Annotated in this window: 11 protein-coding genes; 7 read left to right on the top strand and 4 right to left on the bottom strand. The window is 65.0% G+C overall.

The genetic code is table 11. The annotated features are described in order from the left end of the window. Positions 1 to 7 precede the first annotated feature (7 nt). Positions 8 to 1939, bottom strand: coding sequence for a M61 family metallopeptidase (locus tag ACUCV3_RS19660; RefSeq protein WP_279731252.1), 1932 nt, complete (start codon positions 1937 to 1939; stop codon positions 8 to 10). Positions 1940 to 2079: 140 nt separating this feature from the next. On the opposite strand from ACUCV3_RS19660, the gene hisS reads away from it, so the two are divergent. The 6 genes from hisS to ACUCV3_RS19630 all read left to right on the top strand — a co-directional run bounded on the left by hisS (position 2080) and on the right by ACUCV3_RS19630 (position 9478). Then, complete coding sequence (gene hisS, locus ACUCV3_RS19655) at positions 2080 to 3342, top strand: histidine--tRNA ligase (protein ID WP_482241013.1); 1263 nt, start codon at positions 2080 to 2082, stop codon at positions 3340 to 3342. Next, positions 3342 to 4433: a peptide chain release factor 1 gene (prfA, locus tag ACUCV3_RS19650; RefSeq protein ID WP_017499489.1), complete on the top strand. Its 1092-nt coding sequence runs from the start codon at positions 3342 to 3344 to the stop codon at positions 4431 to 4433. The genes hisS and prfA overlap by 1 nt, the downstream gene beginning before the upstream one ends. Continuing rightward, positions 4430 to 5251: a peptide chain release factor N(5)-glutamine methyltransferase gene (prmC, locus tag ACUCV3_RS19645; protein ID WP_048938051.1), complete on the top strand. Its 822-nt coding sequence runs from the start codon at positions 4430 to 4432 to the stop codon at positions 5249 to 5251. The genes prfA and prmC overlap by 4 nt, the downstream gene beginning before the upstream one ends. 311 nt (positions 5252 to 5562) lie before the next feature. Then, positions 5563 to 6330, top strand: coding sequence for a DUF4167 domain-containing protein (locus tag ACUCV3_RS19640; RefSeq protein WP_010335730.1), 768 nt, complete (start codon positions 5563 to 5565; stop codon positions 6328 to 6330). Positions 6331 to 6522: 192 nt separating this feature from the next. Continuing rightward, positions 6523 to 7926, top strand: coding sequence for a DUF4139 domain-containing protein (locus ACUCV3_RS19635; protein ID WP_482241012.1), 1404 nt, complete (start codon positions 6523 to 6525; stop codon positions 7924 to 7926). Positions 7927 to 7939: 13 nt separating this feature from the next. Then, positions 7940 to 9478, top strand: a complete 1539-nt coding sequence (locus ACUCV3_RS19630) for a DUF4139 domain-containing protein (protein ID WP_482241011.1) — start codon at positions 7940 to 7942, stop codon at positions 9476 to 9478. Positions 9479 to 9482: 4 nt separating this feature from the next. Here ACUCV3_RS19630 and ACUCV3_RS19625 read toward each other — a convergent pair whose 3' ends face one another. Together ACUCV3_RS19625 and ACUCV3_RS19620 are read right to left on the bottom strand one after the other, a co-directional pair. Further along, entirely contained in the window at positions 9483 to 9863 is a 381-nt protein-coding gene (locus ACUCV3_RS19625; RefSeq protein WP_004209127.1) for an acyl-CoA thioesterase, read from the bottom strand. After that, the gene (locus ACUCV3_RS19620) at positions 9853 to 10152 is read right to left on the bottom strand and encodes a hypothetical protein (protein WP_004209126.1); all 300 of its coding nucleotides are present in this window, start codon (positions 10150 to 10152) and stop codon (positions 9853 to 9855) included. Before ACUCV3_RS19620 ends, ACUCV3_RS19625 begins: the two co-directional genes overlap by 11 nt. Positions 10153 to 10237: 85 nt before the next feature. Between ACUCV3_RS19620 and ACUCV3_RS19615 the strand changes: the two genes are divergently transcribed. Beyond that, positions 10238 to 10666 (top strand): CBS domain-containing protein, encoded by a 429-nt coding sequence (locus ACUCV3_RS19615; protein WP_279776628.1) that lies wholly within the window; start codon positions 10238 to 10240, stop codon positions 10664 to 10666. A 25-nt stretch (positions 10667 to 10691) separates the two neighbouring features. On the opposite strand, the gene ACUCV3_RS19610 is transcribed toward ACUCV3_RS19615, so the two are convergent. Further along, positions 10692 to 12179, bottom strand: coding sequence for a lipopolysaccharide biosynthesis protein (locus ACUCV3_RS19610; RefSeq protein WP_279776629.1), 1488 nt, complete (start codon positions 12177 to 12179; stop codon positions 10692 to 10694). Between the last annotated feature and the right edge of the window lie 367 nt (positions 12180 to 12546).

The following is a 12546-nucleotide window of genomic DNA, read 5'->3' as shown; positions in this document are numbered from 1 at the left end:
GAAATCTTCAGGTGCGCGGCTGCAGCAGCTTGTCGAGGCTGCCTTCGCCGGTGCCGGTCTTTTCGAGGTGCGGATAGCGCAGGCCATCCGAATAAGCGAGGGTCAGGGTGCGATAATATTTGTCCTGCTTTAGGATAAGCTGGATCGGCTTCTTCGCGTCCTTAGCCTCGGTCAGCGCCGTCTTGAATGCGTCGCTCGAATATTCATTGCCGTTCACCGCAATAATCTTCGATCCTACCGCAAGACCGGCCTTGAATGCTGCGCTGTTCCAGATCACCGCCGCGATATCGCCGTCATTCTTGACCGTCAGGCCCACGCCAAAGCTCTGGTCGACCGTCTTCTGCGCGCCTTCGGCCGCCTTGGTGATGGCATTGGGCGTATCAGTATAGACCAGCTTGTAGCCGCCCAGGGTGAAGCCGCCCTTGGGCGTTTCCGTGGTGGGGCTGTCGACATATTTGTGGAACAGGCCGGCCCAGTCATAGGGGGCGACGCCGTTCAGCGCGTCGATCACGTCCTGGCGATTATAGACGACCTGGCCCCAGTCGCCCGGCTTGATGCCGAAAAAGGCCTTGGCGAAATCGTCGATGCCCTTGGCGCCTTTGGTCTGCTGGCGCAGGATGCCGTCGACCTCCAGCCAGATCATCAGGCCTTCATTATAATAATCCTCCGACCGCTGCCAGTTGGCCCAGCCCTTGGGACGGCGGGCGGAGATGATCGGATCATTGGTGGTGTCCACCATCGGGCGCCATTCGCGGCCACGCGTGGTGTCCAGCTTCGCCGCGATCTGGGCATAGGCATCCAGCGTCTCCTGCTTGGAGAACATGCCCGAACGGGCGCCCAGCACATAGCCCCAGAACTGGGTCTGGCCTTCATAGACCCACAGCAGGCTGTCCTGCATCGGCACGTCGAAATTGGGCGTCCACAGCAGGTCGGGGCGGCGGAACTTGCCGTCCCAGCTATGGGTGAATTCATGCGGCAGCAGGTTGCGGTCGAGCAGCGCCTCACCCGAATCCCACTTCTTGAAATAGCCCGGCTCGACCTGATTCTCGGACGAGCGATGATGCTCCAGGCCAATGCCGCCCATTTCGTCGGTGATCGACAGCAGGAAATCATAATGGTCGAAATGATAGGTGCCGAACGCGGCGCCGGCTTCGGCCACCAGCTTCTTGTGCTTGGCGATCTGGTCGGTGTTGAACACCAGCTCGTCGGCATCGTCGGCAACGATGTTCAGCGTGACGTTATGGCCCAGGTCCACCGCCTTGAAATGGGTGCCGGCAAAGACCGGCGAGTCCTGCAGCGCCTCATAGTCGATCACGTCATAGGCGATGGTGTCGCCGCTGCGCTTGCCGCGCAGCGCGGTCGCCGCCTGCCAGCCGGCGGGATAGGTGACATTGGCCTGCACCGGGATCTGACGGGTATAATAGCCGGCCGGGTAGAGCGAGACATCTTCCCACTGGATATTCTGCATCTTGGGCGTCACGACGACGCGGCCCTGGTTGGTCGCGGTCGCCGACAGGAACTGGAACTGCGCCACGACCTGCTTGGTGCCGGCCGGCACGTCGATCTCGAACGCATAGACGTTGAGCGGATTGCGCTTCCAGCTGATCGGCTTGCCGTCGGCGGTGAAGGTCAGGCCGGTCAGCTTCTCGATCGGGCCGCGCGGGGCATGGTTGCCGGGCAGCCATTCGGGCATCAGCAGGGTCATCGGGCCGCTCGCCGCGACGGGAATGGTTTCCTTCACGCGGAAGATGCGCTGCACCGTGTCGGTGGCGTCGACGTCAAGGCGGATCGTGCCGCCCGGATAGGGGACATCCTTGGGCATCGGCTTGGCGCTGTCGACGGGCAGGGCGGTCGGCTTGGAACGGATGACATCCTGCGCCAGCAACGGGCTGGCAATCGCGGTCGAAAGGCAAAGGGCGGCAGCAAGGCTGCGGATCATGACGGTCTCCAGAAAAGGAACGGGGGCCGGACGGCCCGTCTGTCCCAAGCATGGCGGGGCGAATCGCCCGCGTCCACCCCTTATGCCGCCATAAAAAGCGCGTTTCCTTGGGCCGCGATTATCGTTAAAGGCGCTGCCCCATGGCGAAGATCGAAACGCCGCGCCCGGTGCGCGGAACGCAGGACATGTTGGGCGGCACGGCGGAGGCGTTCCAGGAACGCTTCGCCCATGTCGTCGCCACCTTTGACCGGGTGCGCAAACTCTATGGATTCCAGCGGGTTGAAGTGCCCGTCTTTGAATCGACCGCGGTGTTCGCCCGTTCGCTGGGCGAAAGCACTGACGTCGTGTCGAAGGAAATGTACACGTTCGAGGATCGCGGCGGTGACAGCATCACCCTGCGCCCCGAATTCACCGCCGGCATTTCGCGCGCCTATATTACCGAGGGTTGGCAGCAATATGCGCCGCTGAAGGTCGCGACCCACGGCCCGCTGTTCCGCTATGAGCGCCCGCAAAAGGGCCGCTTCCGCCAGTTTCACCAGCTCGACGCCGAAATCCTGGGCGCGGGCGAGCCGGCAGCCGATGTCGAGCTGCTGGTGCTGGCCGACCAGCTGCTGCGTGAACTGGGCGTGTCGGAAGGCGTGACCCTGAACCTCAACACGCTGGGCGACGCGGAAAGCCGTGAAGCCTGGCGCGCCGCGCTGATCGCCCATTTCGAGGCGCATCGGGGCGACCTGTCGGAAGAAAGCATCGACCGGCTGGCGAAGAATCCGCTGCGCATTCTCGATTCCAAGGATCCGCGCGACCGCCCGATCGCCGACAGCGCGCCGGACATCGACGCCTATCTGACCGACGAAGCGCGCAGCTTCTTCGACAAGGTGACCAGCGGCCTCGACGCCGCCGGTGTCGCATGGGAGCGTAATTCGCGGCTGGTGCGCGGCCTCGATTATTATCGCCACACCGCGTTCGAGTTCATCACCGATCGCCTCGGCGCACAGGGCACGGTGCTGGGCGGCGGCCGCTATGACGGCCTGATCGAAAATCTGGGCGGTCCGTCGACCCCGGCGGTCGGCTGGGCAGCGGGGATCGAGCGGCTGGCGATGCTGATCGACCAGCCGGCGATCGACAAGCCGCAGATCGTGCTGATCCCGATGGGCGAGGCGGCCGAGGCGAAGGCGACCGGCATCATCGCGGATCTGCGCCGCGCCGGCATCGCCTGCGACATGGGCTATCGCGGCAATATGAAGAAGCGGATGCAGCGCGCCAACGCGTCGGGTGCCGCCTGGGCGATCATCCTGGGCGACGACGAACTGACACGGGGCGAGGCGGCGGTCCGCAATCTGGGCACGGGCGAGCAGCAGGCGGTCGCACTGGATGCGCTGATCGGCACGGTGACGGCGCTCTGATGCACATCTCCGCCGAACGCATCGCGCAGATCGAGGCGCGCCGGGACGAGGTGCAGGCGTCGATGACGCGCGCCGACCTTGCGCCCGATGCGTTCGTGAAACTGTCCAAGGAATATGCCGAGATCGAGCCGGTGGCGCGGGCCGCGCATGAAGTGCGCCGGCTGCGTCAGGAGCTGCGCGCGCTCGAACAGATGGCCGGCGGCGAGGACAGCGACGCCGATCCGCTGATGCGCGAAATGGCGCAGGAGGAAATGCAACTGCTCAAGGGGCAGTTGCCCGATGCAGAGCGCGCGCTGGCGCTACAGTTGCTGCCCAAGGATTCGGCCGATGCCCGCCCGGCGATGCTGGAAATCCGCGCCGGCACCGGCGGGGACGAAGCCGCACTCTTCGCCGGCGACCTCTTCCGCATGTATCAGCGCTATGCCGATACCCAGGGCTGGAAGATGGAGATGATCTCCGCCAACGCCTCGGAACAGGGCGGCTTCAAGGAAGTGGTGGCCAGCATCAATGGCACCGGCGTATTCGCCAAGCTGAAGTTCGAGAGCGGCGTGCATCGCGTCCAGCGCGTGCCGGTCACCGAAAGCGGCGGCCGCATCCACACGTCCGCGGCGACCGTCGCGATTCTGCCCGAGCCGGAGGAGGTCGATGTCCAAATCGCCGATAGCGATCTGAAGATCGACATCTACCGCGCCTCTGGGGCCGGTGGCCAGCACGTCAACACCACCGATTCCGCCGTGCGCATCACCCATTTGCCGACCGGCATCGTCGTGACGCAGCAGGATGAGCGCTCGCAGCACAAGAACAAGGCCAAGGCGATGCAGGTGCTGCGCGCCCGCATCTATGAAGCGGAGCGGGAGCGCACCCAGAGCGAACAGGCCGGCGCGCGCAAGGCGATGGTCGGATCGGGCGACCGGTCGGAGCGCATTCGCACCTATAATTTCCCGCAGGGGCGGGTGACCGACCACCGCATCAACCTGACCCTGCACCGCCTGCCCGAAATCCTGGAAGGGCCGGGCCTTGCCGAAGTGATTGACGCGTTGGTGGCCGAGGATGAGGCCGCGCGCCTCGCCCAGCTGGACGGGGTGGCGTGAGCGTCGCCGATGCGCTGCGCGACGCCACTGTCAGCTTAGCCGCGATCAGCGACACCCCGCGGCTCGACGCCGAACTGCTGATGGCCCATGCGCTGGGCATCGGCCGCAACGACCTGTTGCTGCGCCAGCGCGACCTGTCTGTCCCTGTCACTTTCGCTGTCCATCTGCAGCAGCGGCTGGCCGGCGCACCGATCGCCCATATCCTGGGCAGCCGCGATTTCTGGACGATCAGCCTGACCGTCACCCCCGACGTATTGATCCCGCGCCCGGACAGCGAGACGCTGATCGAGGCGGCGGTCGATCATTTCCGTGACCGGTCGCCCACGACCATATTGGATCTGGGCACCGGATCGGGCGCGCTGCTGCTCGCCGCGCTCGACCAGTGGCCCGATGCGACGGGGCTGGGCATCGACGCCTCGGCCGCCGCGCTGGCGGTGGCGCAGGGCAATGCCGATCGGCTGGGCATGGGGACGCGCGCGCGCTTCCAGCTTGGCGATTGGGCGGCTGGCGTGACCGGACCGTTCGACCTGCTGCTGATCAACCCACCCTATATCGCGACCGACGCGCCGCTCGCCGGCGATGTGCTGCACGACCCGGCCAGCGCCCTGTTCGCCGGCGCCGACGGGCTGGACGATTATCGCCGCATCGTGCCGCAACTGCCCGCACTGATCGCGCCGGGCGGCATGGCCGCGATCGAGATCGGCTATGATCAGGGGGAAAGCGTGTCGGCACTGCTGCTGGCACAGGGGCTGGGCGTCTCGCTGCGCCGCGACCTTGCGGGGCATGATCGCTGCCTCGTCGCCACGCCGGGCGAATAAGAAGGCGGGATTTCACGCCACCACAGCGAAAATTGCTTGGTTTATCGCGTGAATGCCATTACATCGGGATCAGGAAAACCGCTATTCCGGCGACATGGCCTTATCAGGCCATTGATGGATAAGGCATTTTCCTGCTCCTGAAAGTCAAGATGGCGCTGCTGCGCAAGCGCCTCTGGTGGCTGAGGGCGTGGTCCGGTTCGGATCATGTCCGGCGGAGCCACATCCGGCCCCACGGAAGGGGCGGTGCTTGGGGATAGCAGCTGAACAGTGTTTTCAGTGAATATTATCATAGCGAACGCAAGGATCATGTCTTGATCAACAACCGGCAGGCCGGTCGCCGCAATCGCGGCCGGAATAATAACAACAACGGTCGTCCCAATGGCGGTAACCGGGGTGGTGGCGACAACGGCAACCGTATCGACAACCGCGCCCGCGGCAATGCGGCCCAGCTTCTTGAGAAATACAAGAATATGGCGCGCGATGCCCAGATGGCCGGCGACCGTGTGAACGCCGAATATTATCTGCAGTTCGCCGATCATTATTTCCGCGTGCTGGCCGACAATCGTTCGCGCCAGGAGGAGCAGCAGCAGCGCTTCCGCCGGAATGACGAGAATTTCGACGATGAGAGCGAAGAGTTCGAGGGCAATGAGGACGGCGCCGAAGAGGGCCGCACCGAACAGCCCGAGCGCGCCGAGCGCGATTATGACCGTCGCGAACCGCGCGGCGAGCGTCAGGATCGCGGTGACCGCAATGATCGGGGCGACCGGGGCGACCGCAACCGTCGCGATCGCAATCGCCGTGACCGCCCGGTGGCCGAGGAAGGCGCCGAGCAGCAGCCGGTGGCAGCCGAACAGCCCGCAGAACTCGCAGCCGAACCGGCCGCCGAAGCGCCCAAGCCGCGTCGCGGTCGCCCGCGCAAGGCCGATGCCGCGCCGACCGAAGCGAATGAAGGCCTGGATGTCAGCATCCTGCCGCCCTCGATCGCCCGCGCCGATAATGACAGCGACACGGACGTGACGGAGGAAGCCCCCCGCAAGCGCACCCGTCGCGCTCGTCCGGCGACCGAAGCCGCCGAATAAGCGCGGCTTTCGAGCAACCCCAAAAACAAAAAGGGCGGTGCCATCCCGGCGCCGCCCTTTTTATTTGCAAATATAGCCGCTTGGGGCAGAAGATCGTCGCATGAGAGCCTGATCGTTTGAGGCGGAAGCGCTTTGCGCTTTCACCGATGACGTGAATCAGGCTCTCTTCAAGGTCTTGGGAGTGCAGACCTGATGACGACTGTCCGCCTGTTGACCGGTCTGGCGCTGCTGCTGCCGGCCGCCGCCTTTGCCCAGACTGCTGCTGTCGATCCCACCGGCGCCACCGCGCAGGGCGATGTCGCCGTCACCATCTATAATGGCGGTCCGTCGCTGGTGCAGGATGACCGGCAGTTGAGCGTCAATGCCGGCCGCAACCGCATCGAATTTCCCGACGTTTCCGCTCGCATCCGGCCCGAAACGGTCAATCTCTCCGGCCCCGGCTTCTCGATCGTCGAACAGAATTTCGATTTCGACCTGCTCTCGCCCGACAAGCTGATGGACAAGGCGGTGGGGCAGGAAGTGACCCTGGTCCGCACCAACCCCGCGACCGGCGCCGAGACGCGCGAGCGTGCCAAGATATTGGCGGCCAATGGCGGCATCGTCATGCAGATCGGTTCGCGGATCGAGGTGCTGCGCGACGATGGTCTGCCGGTGCGGGTGATCTTCGACCGGGTGCCGCCCAATCTACGCGCCCGCCCGACCCTGTCGGTGACGATCGAGGCCGCGCGCGGCGGCACCGTGCCGGCCCGGTTATCCTATCTGACGCCCAATCTTGGCTGGACGGCCGATTATGTCGCGCTGTTCGACGCGACCAAGGGCGCGATGGACATGCAGGGCTGGGTCACGCTCACCAACAATACCGGCACGAGCTTCACCAATGCGAAGACGATCCTGGTCGCCGGCAATCCGGCCAGTGGCGGCGGGCGGCATAACTGGTGGCAGTCGTCTAGCGGCGCGATCGACCAGGCCGGCACCGAAAGCGGCCCGCGCGAGCGGCTGGGCGACTATTATCTCTATCCGCTGGCCGATCGCACGACCATCGCCAATGCCCAGCAGAAGCAGGTCAGCTTCCTCGATGTGAAGGGCGCGCCGGCGCGGGCCACCTATGAATATCTCAATCCCTGGATGGGCAGTTCGACCGAACCGATGAGCGCATCGAGCGTGCTCAAATTCTCGACCTCGAAACAGGGCGTCCTTGGCGATCAGCTGCCCGCCGGCACGATCCGCGTCTATATGCGCGACGCGCGCGGTGATCCGCAGTTCATCGGTGAGAACAGCATCGACCATACGCCGATGGGATCGTCGATGGCGCTGCGCACCGGCGAGGCATTCGACGTCAAGGTGCGCCCGACCGTCGAGCAGCGCACGAAAAAGGGCGGCCAGCGCTGGGAAACGCGGATGCGCTACACGCTCACCAACGCCCGGCCCGAAGCGGTGACGGTCGACCTGGCCCAGCAGGGGATGTGGGGCGACACCCGCGTCACTGCACAAAGCCTCGAAGGCAAGCGCGTCTCCGCCGACCGGATGGAATGGAGCGTGCCGGTGCCGGCCAATGGCTCGGTCGATCTCAGCGTCACCTTCGATTCGCGCTACTGACCGGGCCGGCGCCGTGCTGCTGCGCGTCCTTGTCCTTCTTATGCTCTGCCTCGGCATCGCGCCAGCGCGGGCGGGGACGGTGGTTTCGGCCAAGGCCGATTCGGTCTCGGTCACCGTCTATCGCCAGCCCGATCGTGTCAGGGGGGCGATCGATCCCAAATGGCCCGGCGGCTATGCGCTGATCAACGAGACTCGCATCATCAACCTGCCGAAGGGCGACTCGGTGGTGCGGTTCGAGGGCGTGGCAGAGGGGCTGATGCCCGAAACCGCGATCCTCTCCGGCATGCCGCAGGGCGTGCGGGAGAAGAATCGCGATGCCCGGCTGCTCTCGCCGGCCGGTCTGGTCGACGCCTATCTCAAGCGCAGCGTCACCCTGCACCGCACCGATCGCAAGACCGGAAAGGTCAGTGAACAGGATGCGATCATCAGCGCCGGGCCGATGGGCGGCGTCATCGTCCAGACGGCGCAGGGCTATGAGGCACTGGGGTGCAGCGGCCTGCCCGAACGCATGCTCTATCCGCGCGTGCCGACCGACCTGTCGCCACGGCCGACGCTATCGGTGATCGCCACCAGCGCCCGGCCGACCCGCGTGACGCTGCAACTCACCTATCTGGCCGAGGGATTCGACTGGGCCGCCAATTATGTCGCCGACATGCAGGATGACGGCCGCCATCTCGATCTCATGGCCTGGCTGACCGTGGCCAATGGCGGCGTCACCGGCTTTGCCGACGCCCGGCTCAGCGTCATCGCCGGCCAGCCCAACAAGCAGGGGCGCAAGACGCAACCGCGCCCGACCGGCGGCCCACTGTCGCTGCGCTGCTGGCCGATGGACATCACCAGTACCCATCCGCAGTGGGAACTGTTCCCGATCGACATGCCGCAGGCCGAGGCGATGATGGATTCGGCGCAGGAGATCGTGCTGACCGCGCGTCGCGTTCCCGCGCCGATGGTGGCCGCGCCGCCACCCCCTCCGCCGCCGCCACCGGAGGATGTCGGCGATCTCAAACTTTATCGCGTCCCGGTGACCGTCGACGTTGCAGCCAAGGGGCAGAAGCAGGTTGCGCTGCTGCGCAAGCCCGATGTGCTGGTCGAACGCCTCTATGCCGCGACGATTGATTATGGCGACGGCAATGGCCGCTCACGCCCGATGACGCTCCGCCTGCGGCTCCAGAATCGCAAGGCCGACGGGCTGGGACTCGCCATGCCTTCGGGCCGGGTCGCCCTGTTCGAAGCCGTCGATGGCCAGCGCCTGCTCGCGGGCGAAACCGACATTGGCGACAAGGCGGAAGGCGAGCGGGTCGACTATGACATCGCCCAAAGCGCCGATGTGCGCATCATGGCGGTCATCGGCAGCCAGTCGGCCAAGGCGCGGCGCTGGACGCTGACCCTCACCAATGCGCGGCCGTTTGATGCGACGGCGGAAATCCTCATTCCCCACGACATCGCGCCGCGTCCGACGCAGATGGAGCGCCGCGGCAATAGCTGGGTCTGGCGCGCCATCATCCCCGCCAACGGGCAGGTCAGCTACAGCTACGACCAGAAGCTGCGCTGACCCCTCAATCGCCGGGAATGGGGCGGGGGCGGTGGGTCTCATCCAGTGCGACGAAGGTGAAGACGCCGCTGGTCAGTGCCACCGTTTCCGCGCCGCCGCCGCGAGTCGCCACCACATCGATGCGGATCGCCACCGATGTGCGGCCGCGCTTCTCTTCCTGGGCATAGACCGACACCAGGTCGCCCATCAGGATCGGCGAGATGAACTTCATGCTCTCGATCGCGACTGTCGCCACCGCGCCCTGGGCGATTCGGCCCGCGACGATGCCGCCGGCAATATCCATCTGGCTCAGCACCCAGCCGCCGAAGATATGGCCATTGCTGTTGATGTCGGCCGGGCGCGGCACGACCCGCAATATCACTTCGCGATGGGGATCAATCGTCAAGCGGCACCTCGTCCTTCAGCCGGTCCATTACCTGGTCGTCATGCCCCGTCCCGGCGGAGAGGAAGACGAGCGCCATCAAGCCCGTTCCCAGCATGAAGGTCAACCAGACGCCCAATATGGTGGCGATGATCATGTGAACCGGCATCGGCCCGGTCCATAGCCGCAGGAACAGCAGGGCCGCGCCGACGCATAATGCGCCGATCAGCGCCATCCAGAGCATGATCCGGCGGAATCGCGACCAGGCGATTGCCGCGATCCGGGGATCGTCCAGGCCCTTTTTCTCTGTCATTCTCTTGCTCTCCTCCCTTTTCTTTGCGCCGCGAAAGTGGGATCATCAAGCGCAGAGACAGTAAGTCCACAAAAGGAGAGCGGCCATGACCATCGCGGCAATCTTGCAGGGCAAGGGGCGCGAAGTCGTCCAGGTCCAGTCGACCGACAGCGTATTGTCGGTGGTGACCTTGCTGGCGGATCGGCGAATCGGCTGCGTACCCGTGGTCGATGGCGGCCAGGTGGTCGGCATCTTTTCCGAACGCGATGTCGTCTATCGTCTGGCCCAGCAAGGGGCAGAGGCCCTGAACCACACGGTCGCCGATGTGATGACCCGGCCCGCGATCACCATCGACGACCAGATGCCGGTGATCCACGCCCTGTCGCTGATGACCAAGCGGCGCATTCGCCATCTGCCGGTGGTGAAGGGCAGCGACCTGATCGGCCTGGTCTCGATCGGCGATCTGGTGAAGTTCCGCATCGACAATATCGAATCGGAAGCCGCCGCGCTGCGCGACTATATCCAGACCGCCTGACGAAGGCCGGGCGTGCGCCGATCCGTCAGGCGGGCGCCTGCACCGGCGGCGCGCGGCGCACGATCAGGCGCACCAGCTCCATCAACGTGCCGCGCGCGCACAGCATCAGCGCCGCCAGGAAGGCGATGCCGCCGGCCGGCACCAGGATCGCCAGCCGGATCGGCGCGGCGAGCGGCGGCAGCAGGCGGTCGATCACCAGCACCACGCCAGCCATCAGGATGGCACAGCCCAGCCCCGGCGCGGCGGCACGGATCAGATCGATCGCGCGCAGCCCCATCGGCCCGCCCGCGAGCCTTGCGGTGACGATGGTCAGGATCGGGAAGGCGCCCAGCCATGCCCAGGCCAGGCCGATCGCCCCCCACTGGATACCGATCAGGAAGGCGCCGGCCATCAATATCGCCCCGATCGCGGCGATTCGGGCGGTGGTGCCGGGCCGGCCCAGCGCATTGCTGACCGGCGCGAACATCACCTGCAGCGTCATGAATGGCATGGCGAGCGCCAGGATCGCTACGAAGGGCGCCATCTCCAGCCATTTCTGCCCGAACAAGGTCTCGACCAGCGGTTCTGCGGTGACGGCCATGCCCAGATAGATGGGGCAGGAGATCAGCATCAGCAGCCGCACCGCCTTGCAGAAGGACCAGGCCACCCGCGACACATCCTTCTGCATGCGGGCATAGGCCGGGAAGGCGACCTCGTTCAGCGGCGGGATGAACTTGCTGACGAAGATTTGGGTCAGAAACAGCGCCTCGGCATAGAGGCCCAGTTGATGCGGCGTGAGCACGCGGCCGCCGATGAAGATGTCGCTCTGGCTCTGGATGATCCAGAAGAGCTGGCTGCCCAGCAGCGACGCGCCATAGAGAATCATCGCCCGCGTGCCGCTGAAATCGAAACTGGGAATCGGGCGGAAGCCGGTGACCAGCATATAGCCCAGCGCCTTCACCCAGAATCCGGTCATCGGCGCGAACACCAGGGTCCATACGCCCCAGCCCGACAGCGCGCCGACCAGCGCCATAGCGGCCGACGCTATGGCGGCGATCAGGTTGATGAAGGCCGGGCGTCGGAAATCGAGTGCGCGGGCGGTGATCGCCTCGGGAATCGCGATGAAGGGGGTGGAGAGATAGAGCAGTGCCTGCACCCGCAGCAGCTGCGCCACCATCGGCTGGTCATAATAGTCGGCGGCCAGCGGTGCGATTGCCAGTTGCAGCAGCGCCAGGCTGCCGTTCAGCAGCAGCATGATGGTGAAGGCCTGGCGCAGCCGGTGGGATTCGAGATCCTCCGACTGAACCAGCGCCGCGACCAGGCCATAGCCATTGAGGAAGGTGGCGAAGTTCAGGATCACCTGGGTCATGGCGAACAGGCCATAATCTTTGGGGTCGAGCAGGCGGATCACCGCCAGCGTCACCACCCAGCTCAGCATCTGCGAGATGATCTGGCTGCCGGAGCGCCAGAATATCGCTTTCTTCACCCGTGCGCCGAACCCTGCGTCGGCGGCATCGGCTTCCTGTAACCCCATAGTCATCCTGTATCCCGTGGCGAAATGCCCGTGTTTTCCGGGTTTAGACCGGAACCGCCAAAAAAATGTGAAACAAAATTGCAAAAAGCGTTTGACGGTTCCGGCTGCCCCGCCTAGAGGGCTTTTCACCGGACGGGGCGGCGCTGCTGAGGCGCTTGACTGACCCGGTCGCCCACATAGACGGACACTGGTCCTCTGAACGAGAGTTTAGGGAACACTGGTTGTCCGGTTTTGATGTCGGTGCGGCTCTTTGACATTGTGATTTAGATGAAGGGACATGTGGGCGGCGGCCCTGGGTTCTTACGGCTTTCAGGCGTAGGAGTTCAGATAAATTTAGGCCGTTCCTATATGTCTCGATATATTCCAC

This window comes from Sphingobium sp. VMM, from assembly GCF_056790315.1.
This window is presented reverse-complemented; position numbering and strand designations above follow the sequence as displayed.

Coding starts and splice junctions, on each gene's coding strand:
- ACUCV3_RS19660 (WP_279731252.1), bottom strand. CDS start 1,939: ATGATCCGCAGCCTTGCTGCCGCCCTTTGCCTTTCGACCGCGATTGCC.
- hisS (WP_482241013.1), top strand. CDS start 2,080: ATGGCGAAGATCGAAACGCCGCGCCCGGTGCGCGGAACGCAGGACATG.
- prfA (WP_017499489.1), top strand. CDS start 3,342: ATGCACATCTCCGCCGAACGCATCGCGCAGATCGAGGCGCGCCGGGAC.
- ACUCV3_RS19635 (WP_482241012.1), top strand. CDS start 6,523: ATGACGACTGTCCGCCTGTTGACCGGTCTGGCGCTGCTGCTGCCGGCC.
- ACUCV3_RS19620 (WP_004209126.1), bottom strand. CDS start 10,152: ATGACAGAGAAAAAGGGCCTGGACGATCCCCGGATCGCGGCAATCGCC.
- ACUCV3_RS19615 (WP_279776628.1), top strand. CDS start 10,238: ATGACCATCGCGGCAATCTTGCAGGGCAAGGGGCGCGAAGTCGTCCAG.
- ACUCV3_RS19610 (WP_279776629.1), bottom strand. CDS start 12,179: ATGGGGTTACAGGAAGCCGATGCCGCCGACGCAGGGTTCGGCGCACGG.